The following is a 7,674-nucleotide window of genomic DNA, read 5'->3' on the forward strand; positions in this document are numbered from 1 at the left end:
ACCTACCGCGTCACGGCTCCACCGTGAACACCATCTTCATGCCCGCCTCCAGGTGCTCGGCGATGTGGCAGTGCAGCATCCAGTCGCCGGGGTTGGAGAGTTCGAGCAGGAGGTCGAGCGAACCGCCCACGGGGACGACGGCCGTGTCCTTCCAGGCGAGGTTGTCGTGCGCCACGCCGTTCGTGGCGAGGACGAGGAAGCGCTGGCCGTGGATGTGGATCGGGTGCTGCATCTGGTGCAGCGTCTCCCGACGGCTCCGGATCCTCAGCTTGACGACGTCGCCCACGCGGAAGGTCCACCGGATCGCCTCGTTCTCGAGCCCGGTGGAAGGTTCGCGCAGCGTCCACGACACGTTTTCCGGCGTCGACATCAGGTTCATCATCGGCATCGTCCCCGACCACTCGATCGGGTGGAAGTACGCCGAATCCACCTGCATGAGACGCTCGACGACGAGGGGGAGGCCCTGCGTCGACATGTCGAGTTCCAGCTCGAGGTCCACCGGCCCGTCGAAGAGGGGTCGGTGCGGCGCGATCTCGTCCTGCGCGCGCCCGTTCCCCCGCAGCGCCTCGAAGGTCGCGGTCAGCTCCGGCGCCGCGTCCGCCGCGCCGACGCGGACGACGCCCAGCGTGTCCTCTTCCGGGAAGAAGGCGCCGTTGATGTGGTCGATCCCCTGCACCCGGTTCAGCAGCGGAACCTCCCCGCTCTCGGGGAAGGCGACGTGCACGATGTAGCGCTCCGCCGGCGCCATGACGACGCTCTCGACCCACGCCTCCCGCTCGAAGTTGCCCACGTCCGTGCCCACCAGCTTCATCGGCGCTCCGCCGAAGGAGAGGTTGAAGGTCCTCGTGTTCGACGCGTTCGTGAAAAGGAAACGGACGACGGACCCGCGCTCCACATCGAGTGCGTAATCGGGTTCGCCGTTCACGAGCATCGTGTTGCCGAAGCGGCCCATGAGAGCGTGCGTGGCGCGCTCGAGGCCGAAGGGGACGATCCCGTGCTCGCCCATGAGGAGGTCGTCGAGCATCACGATCTCCTCGCGGTGGACGGGACCGAAGTAGTCCGGATCTTCCGAGCGGACCATGATGTTGCCGGCGAGTCCCAGCTCCTGCTGGACGTCCTCGCGGTGGTGGGGGTGGTACCAGTAGAGGCCGGGGTCGGGGAAATGCAGGGTATAGCGGAAGCTCTCGCCGGGGGGGACCACGTCCTGCGTCAGGCCCGGGACGCCGTCGAAACGGTTGTCGAGCCGGAGTCCGTGCCAGTGGATTGCAGTGGGCCAGTCGATCCGGTTCGTGAAGTCGATCGTGACGGTCGCGGCTTCCGGGACCCGGAGGAGGGGCCCGGGGATCTGCCCGTTGAAGCCGTAGCCGAGGATTTCGCGGTTCCCGATGCGGTGGCGCACGTAGACGGCGTCGAGGGAGAGCGCATCGCCGTCGCCGAGTTCGATCAACTCGCGGGGGCGCGAGTCCACGATCTCGCCCTCCCAACCGTCTCCCGGAAGCCAGGGCTCGACGTCCGGCCGAAGTTCCATGAGGGACGGGAGCATCATGACGCCGTCGGGCATTGGCACACCGCCCCACGCGTCGTCCATCGCCATCTCGCCGGGGGGCGTGCGGGAGGCGCCGAGCGCGAACTCGAGGAAGTCGGCGGGCTGCATGCGACTGGAAGGCGACTGGGCCCGCAGCACGTAGGGACCCGCCGGCTCCGCGTCCGCCCCGCCCGCCGCGCCCGATTCCGCGCCGGGTTCCGCACCGGACTCCGCCGTGACCAGGATGAGGAACTTGTTGAACCCGACCTGCCCCACCTCGGCGCGTCCGCGCGCCGGGACCTCTCCGAGCCGCTCGATCGGCCACAGCACCTGGGTCGACGCCCAGGCGACGTAACGGTCGTACGGACCCAGCGTGGAGGGCGGCGGGAGGTTGGTCGAGATCACGGCGTCGTACAGGAGTCGTCCGTCCGGCGTCACCCCCATCGAGAACAGTCCCGGCGGGCGGCGGAGTTCGACCGTGCCGGTCGCGCCGGGCACGCGGGGCGTCGGGAAGAGGGACATGCAGTACAGGTCGGGGTTCGCCGCGCCCCCCGATTCCGCGCCAGGCTCGCAGGCCGCGGCTTCCTGCGGTGGCGGCATATCCGGGGGCGCGCACGCCGACAGCCAGAGCGCCCCGCCGGCGACGAGCGCCGCCGCCGCGGCCCGGACGGCCCTCCGCCCGGAAAGGCGCCGTCCGGGTGAGCGCCGCCCGGATGAGCGCCGCCCGGACGGGAGCCGCCCGGAGGGGCGCCGGGCACCGGGGGTCACTGGGGTCACTGGAGGGCCCGCGTGCGCCCCCCGTCGACGGCGATGGAGACGCCCGTCACGTAGCTGGCGCGCTCGGAGGCGAGAAACGCCACGACCGCGGCGAACTCGTGCGGGTCGCCGAGACGATTTGCGGGGATCGCGGCGTTCCACTCCGCTTCCACCTCCTCCGTCGAGATCCCCGCGGCTTCGGCCCGCACGGCGGCCAGTTCCTCCAGCCTCGCGGTGCGCGTGAAGCCCGGGAGCACGTTGTTCACGGTGATGCCGCACGACGCGACCTCGTTCGACAGCGTCTTCGCGAAACCCGTCACGGCGGCGCGCACGCTGTTGGAGAGGATGAGCCCGTCCACCGGTTCCTTGACGGCGACCGACGTGATGTTCAGGATCCGCCCCCAGCCGCGCTCCTTCATGCCCGGCAGAACCTCGCGCGTGAGATCGAGGGCGCTCTCGAGGTTGAGGCGGACGGCCGCCTTCCAGGCCGCCCGGTCGTGGTCCTCGAACTTTCCGGCCGGTGGCCCGCCCGCGTTGTTCACGAGGATGTCCACGCGTCCGAAGCGGGCCAGCGCCGCGTCGACCAGGCCGGCCACGTCCGCGGGATCCGACAGGTCGGCCGGGACCGCGACGACGTCACCCGGCCCTCGTGCGTCCGCGGACGCCGCGGCCTCCGCGAGCGCCGCCTTCCCGCGCGCGCACATGAGAAGATGCGTCCCTTCCGCCGCCAGTTCCTCCGCCACGGCCCGGCCGAGCCCCTTGGAGGAGGCGGCCACGAGGGCGACGCGGCCCGCGATCCCCAGGTCCATCAGTCGTCCGAGTCGTGGAAGTAGGAGTCCGTCCCGTCGAGCCAATCCGTGCGGGGAGGACAGAAGATATCGAGATCCAGCGTCTTCTCGAGCGCGATGGCCTTATGCGGGACGTGAGAGGGAATGTGAAGGATCTCGCCCGCGCGCACGACGACCTCCTCGCTCCCGTCGTCGCCCAGCCAGAAGTGCAGCGCGCCTTCGAGGATATATGTGAACTGTTCATTCTCGTGCGAGTGCGTGGGGACGACCGCGCCCTCTTCGAGCAGCACCTGCGCGATCATCGCCCGGTCTCCCGTCACCATGCGCCGGCCCAACTGCTCGGTCACACGTTCCCAGGGCAACGCCTCCCAGCGGAAGTGCCGGGGCTTCGCTTCGCTCATCGTTTCCTCCTCGCCTCGCGGGGTAAGCTCGCGGGGTGCTCGCGGGGTAGCTCCCGGACGCCGTGACCGGGGGTTGTAGAGTGGACGGACGATGTGCCGCCTACCGATTCGCGGCAAGCGTCCAGGCGACACCCGCGCGAAGGTTCCAGTCTCCGCTCATTTCGGTCGTTCCGTGCCCGAGCGCGGCGTCGATCGCGACCGGTCCCCGTCTCCACTCGACCGTGGCCCGGAGTTCGCCGAGGTCGCCGGTGCCGGGCGGGGAGATGCTTCTCGTGCTGGCCCGCCCCCGGGTCCCGACGGACAGCCGCCAGCTCGGGGCCGCGTCCCACAGGGCCTCGAACGCCCAGGCGAACGCATCGTTCTGCTCGAAGGGCTCGGCCGGCACCTCCAGGATGGAGACGCCGAACCAGCCGGTCGCGCGCCAGCGGGCGGAGGCCCAGGAGAAGAGAGCCGCCATCGTAACGTCGGTCGTGTTCGTGCCGATTCCCATCGATTCGTCGGAGTTCGGCAGCTTGACTCCCAGGTGCCCGCCGGCCGAGAAGCCCCCCGGTCCCCTGAGGGGGACGATCGAGATGCCGATTTCGAAATCGCCGACATCGCGCGTCGTCCCGTCTCGAACGGAGGGGTCGAGCGCGATGGCGGGGGCCCGGTCCCGCGATTCGATCGAGAGCACCTTCCGGACCGCCCCCTTCAGTTCGGCGACCGCGTGCGGCCCGATCGCCCAGGCGGCGTGGAGCACCGGGAAGGCGGTCAGCTCCCCTCCGTGTCCGGCCAGCGGAAAGGCGGCGTTCGTCGTGCGCGTGAAGCCGATGCCGATCAGGGCTTCGCTCCGCTCCAACCCTACCGGCTGCACGAGCGCGTCGCGCTTCAGTTGCGCCACCGCCATCGCGGGGAGGACGATGCCGAGCGCCACGGCCAGAAACGCGGGCCGAAACGCGCCCGGAAACACGGTCGGAAACGACGAGAGCCCGACGCATGAACGCCGGGCTCTCGGGATGTGCGGCGAAGCGGACCGCCGGCGGGGTGCCGGCCGGCGGGTGCGACTCAGTTTCGAGCCGCCTGCATGATGTCGTCCACGTAGCCGTCCAGTCGCGCCATGACCTCGATCGTCTCGGCCTGCGTCCCGGCGTTGGCCAGTTCTCTCGCCAGACTGAGAAGCAGTCCGCGGATGGCGGCGGCATTCCCGCCTCCCATCGACGGGGCCTCGGCCACGGCGGGCGGCGGCGCGGGCTCGGCCACGGCCGGCGCGGCGGGCTTCCGGGGCCGCGCGGCGGGCTTCCGGGGCTTCGGGGCGGGCTTCGGAGCCGGCGCAGCCGCGGCCAGACGCCGCTTCACCTGGAGCGGGTACTTCGCGTGGAACTGTCGGGCCGACAGCTTGGCGACCGAAGCGTCGATCTCGCAGGCGCCCTTGAACAACTCCGCGTTCTTTACGTCGGGATTCCTCTTGAGCACGCGGGCCACGTACGCCAGCACCGCTGCTTCCCCGTCGCGCTTCGGGGCACGCGGCGGCCGCGCCGCCTTCGCCTTTGCCGGCGCCCGGACCGTCCTCTTCGTGCCGGCCCCCGCCAGACGACGCTTGATCTGCAGCGGATACTTCGCATGGAACTGCCTCGGGTTCAGCTTCCCGATGGCCTTGTCTATGAGTTTCGCCCCTTCAAAGAGCGTCGCATTCGAGACCTGGGAGTTCTTTTTCAACTCCTCCTCTATGAATTTCATCACATCTTCGTTCATTGTGCCTCCTCCTGCAGATTTTTCGCCCGACGATAGATATCGAGTAGCGCGTACTTGCTGTGTCGTAATGGACCATGATCTACTCCGATGCGCCGCAAGTCAACTGTAAGGCAAGTAAAGACGTACGACCTTCCCTTTCTGGGGTCGCGGCGCGGACGTAGCTTCCCGCCCCATGCAGCTTCGATCGACGTCCACCCTGATCGCCGCCGTGGCGTGGTGCCTGCTCCCGGCACTCGCGCACGCGCAGGGATCGCGCCTCCCCGGCGCGATCGAAGCGGGACTCATCCTCCGGCACCTCGATGGCGTGAAGAGGGTGCTCGTGGTGGCGGCGCACCCGGATGACGAAGACACCGCCCTGCTGACCACGCTCGCGCGCGGATGGGGGGTGGAGGCCGCCTACTTTTCATTCACGCGAGGCGAGGGAGGCCAGAACCTCATCGGCACGGAACTCGGCGAGGGGCTCGGCATCATCCGCTCGGGCGAACTGCTCGCTGCCCGCACGATCGACGGGGCGGAGCAGTTCTTCGGCCGCGCCTTCGACTTCGGCTACTCGAAGACGGCGGACGAGACCTTCTCGAAGTGGCCGCGCGAGCGGATCCTTTCCGACCTGGTGTGGACGATCCGGCGTTTCCGTCCACACGTGCTCATCAGCATGTGGAGCGGAACGGAGCGGGACGGCCACGGGCACCACCAGGTGTCCGGCCTGCTCACGCGCGAGGCCTTCGACGCCGCGGGAGACGCGACCCGCTTCCCGGAACAGTTGGCGGCGGGCGCGGCACCCTGGGCGCCGCTGAAGCTGTACCGCCGCCCCCTCTTCGAGCTGGGCGCCACCTCGATCGAAATCGAGACGGGCACGCTCGATCCCCTGTTCGGCCTCACGCACCACCAGGTCGCGATGGACAGCCGCAGCCAGCACCGCTCGCAGGACTTCGGCACGGCGCTGCCGCTCGGTCCGCGCGTCACCCGCCTCTCGCTCGTCTCCTCGCGGGTCGGCGGCTCTCCGACGGAGCCGCTGTTTACGGGGGTGGACACGACGCTGGCGACTCTGGCCGCCGACCTCGGCGGGTCCGCGGAGGCGGACGTTCATACGGACATTCATGCGTACCGGGAGGCGATCGGCGACGCCGGCGGTTCGCTCAACGCGACGAGGCCGGAGACCGCCCTGCCCTTCCTCGCCGAGGCGCTGCGACGGCTGGAGCGGCTCCGCGCCGCCGCACGCCCCGGGGCGGAGAGCGAGTTGCGACGCGAACTCGACCGTCGCGCGCGCCTGCTAATGCGGGCGATCGCGGCCGTGGCCGGAGTGCGGGTCGAACTGCGGGCGCGAGACGACGTGCTGGTCCCGGGACAGACCGTACTCGTCGAAGCGCGCCGGACGGCAAGCACATCATCTTCTCGTCGAACAAGAACAACTGCGACAGCCGGGAATTCGACCTGTTCCTGATCGGCACCGACGGTTCGGGCCTGCGCCAGGTGACCGAGTTCGGCGGCTTCACGTCGTTCGCCGAGTTCTCGCCGGACGGTTCGCAGCTGGTGTTCTCGTCCGACCGCGATGCCAGTTCGCGCTACGAGTTCAACATCTTCGTGGCGGACTGGAGCGGTCCCGGCGCCAAGCCCTGATCAGCGCTCGAAATCGCGCTCGAGCGCCTCGATGTCGTCGGCTAGCTGGAGCGCCCGCCTGCGCAATTCCGCCAGGCGGCGGGCGACCGTACGGATCGGCGGCTCTGTAGCTTCGGCGACGGGCTGTCCCGCCTCGGCATCGGCCGAGGCAAGCAGAGCAGCAGCGTCTTCGGCCTCTAAGTCGCCCAGAGTGGCCAGCGCTTCCTCGAAGGTGTCCTCGTACACCAGCCTCTCGCCCATCGCGAGCACGACCTTGCGCAGCTGCGGCATGCGAGCCGCCTCGGCTTGGATGTAAATCGACTCCACATAGAGGAAATTCTCCCCAACGGGCATGGCGATCATCTCGCCGCGCAGCACGCGGGAGCCCTGCTGGTTCCAGAGCGTCAGGTCGCGGGCGATCTGCTGCTCTTGGTTGATTTGCGCTTCGATCTGGTTCGGTCCGTAGACAAGCTGCTGCTTGGAAAGCTGATAGAAGATCAGCTCCCCGAGCCGATCGCCGTCGCAGCGGGCCGCCATCCAGCCGTTGAGATTGTCCTTGTTGCGCGGTGTGAACGGCAGCATCAGCAGGAACTCCGGCTCGGTCTCGCCCGGCAGCGTCGCCACGATGTAGGTCGGTTTCATGCGCTCGGCGGCGCCGGTGTCGCCGGCGAGGCTCCTGCCCACGTCCCAAATGTCTTCCCGGTTGTAGAACACGGTCGGGTCACGCATGTGGAATGTCCTGTAGAGCTCCGCCTGGATATCGAAAATCAACTCCGGGTAGCGAGCGTGCTCGCGGATCGAGGCAGGCATCGCCTCCATCGGCTGGAACAGGTTCGGGAACACGCGGGCGTAGGACTGGATGATCGGATCGGTCGCG

General features: G+C 69.2%; 8 protein-coding genes. 2 read left to right on the plus strand and 6 right to left on the minus strand.

Annotation, left to right across the window (positions count from 1 at the left end):
- Positions 1 to 10 precede the first annotated feature (10 nt).
- The 5 genes from RN729_RS00590 to RN729_RS00610 form a co-directional block, all read right to left on the minus strand.
- Positions 11 to 2,125 (minus strand): multicopper oxidase family protein, encoded by a 2,115-nt coding sequence (locus tag RN729_RS00590; RefSeq protein WP_310781546.1) that lies wholly within the window; start codon positions 2,123 to 2,125, stop codon positions 11 to 13.
- A 173-nt stretch (positions 2,126 to 2,298) separates the two neighbouring features.
- Entirely contained in the window at positions 2,299 to 3,090 is a 792-nt protein-coding gene (locus tag RN729_RS00595) for an SDR family oxidoreductase (protein WP_310781548.1), read from the minus strand.
- Complete coding sequence (locus RN729_RS00600; RefSeq protein WP_310781550.1) at positions 3,090 to 3,470, minus strand: cupin domain-containing protein; 381 nt, start codon at positions 3,468 to 3,470, stop codon at positions 3,090 to 3,092. The genes RN729_RS00595 and RN729_RS00600 overlap by 1 nt, the downstream gene beginning before the upstream one ends.
- Positions 3,471 to 3,570: 100 nt before the next feature.
- Positions 3,571 to 4,419: a hypothetical protein gene (locus tag RN729_RS00605; RefSeq protein WP_310781552.1), complete on the minus strand. Its 849-nt coding sequence runs from the start codon at positions 4,417 to 4,419 to the stop codon at positions 3,571 to 3,573.
- Between the two features lie 95 nt (positions 4,420 to 4,514).
- Positions 4,515 to 5,186, minus strand: coding sequence for a hypothetical protein (locus RN729_RS00610; RefSeq protein ID WP_310781553.1), 672 nt, complete (start codon positions 5,184 to 5,186; stop codon positions 4,515 to 4,517).
- Between the two features lie 187 nt (positions 5,187 to 5,373).
- Here RN729_RS00610 and RN729_RS00615 point away from each other — a divergent pair, with 187 nt between their 5' ends.
- Both RN729_RS00615 and RN729_RS00620 read left to right on the plus strand, forming a co-directional pair.
- Positions 5,374 to 6,642 (plus strand): PIG-L family deacetylase, encoded by a 1,269-nt coding sequence (locus RN729_RS00615; RefSeq protein WP_310781555.1) that lies wholly within the window; start codon positions 5,374 to 5,376, stop codon positions 6,640 to 6,642.
- 29 nt (positions 6,643 to 6,671) lie between these two features.
- On the plus strand, positions 6,672 to 6,818 hold the full coding sequence (locus RN729_RS00620) for a hypothetical protein (RefSeq protein WP_310781557.1): 147 nt from the start codon (positions 6,672 to 6,674) through the stop codon (positions 6,816 to 6,818).
- Here the strand turns inward: RN729_RS00620 and RN729_RS00625 are convergent.
- A partial coding sequence (locus RN729_RS00625; RefSeq protein WP_310781559.1) for a UPF0182 family protein occupies positions 6,819 to 7,674 on the minus strand: 856 nt, incomplete at its 5' end.

It is taken from the genome of Candidatus Palauibacter polyketidifaciens, assembly GCF_947581785.1.
Classification (GTDB): Bacteria; Gemmatimonadota; Gemmatimonadetes; order Palauibacterales; family Palauibacteraceae; genus Palauibacter; species Palauibacter polyketidifaciens.

Coding starts and splice junctions, on each gene's coding strand:
- RN729_RS00600 (WP_310781550.1), bottom strand. CDS start 3,470: ATGAGCGAAGCGAAGCCCCGGCACTTCCGCTGGGAGGCGTTGCCCTGG.
- RN729_RS00590 (WP_310781546.1), bottom strand. CDS start 2,125: ATGCCGCCACCGCAGGAAGCCGCGGCCTGCGAGCCTGGCGCGGAATCG.
- RN729_RS00610 (WP_310781553.1), bottom strand. CDS start 5,186: ATGAAATTCATAGAGGAGGAGTTGAAAAAGAACTCCCAGGTCTCGAAT.
- RN729_RS00595 (WP_310781548.1), bottom strand. CDS start 3,090: ATGGACCTGGGGATCGCGGGCCGCGTCGCCCTCGTGGCCGCCTCCTCC.
- RN729_RS00615 (WP_310781555.1), top strand. CDS start 5,374: ATGCAGCTTCGATCGACGTCCACCCTGATCGCCGCCGTGGCGTGGTGC.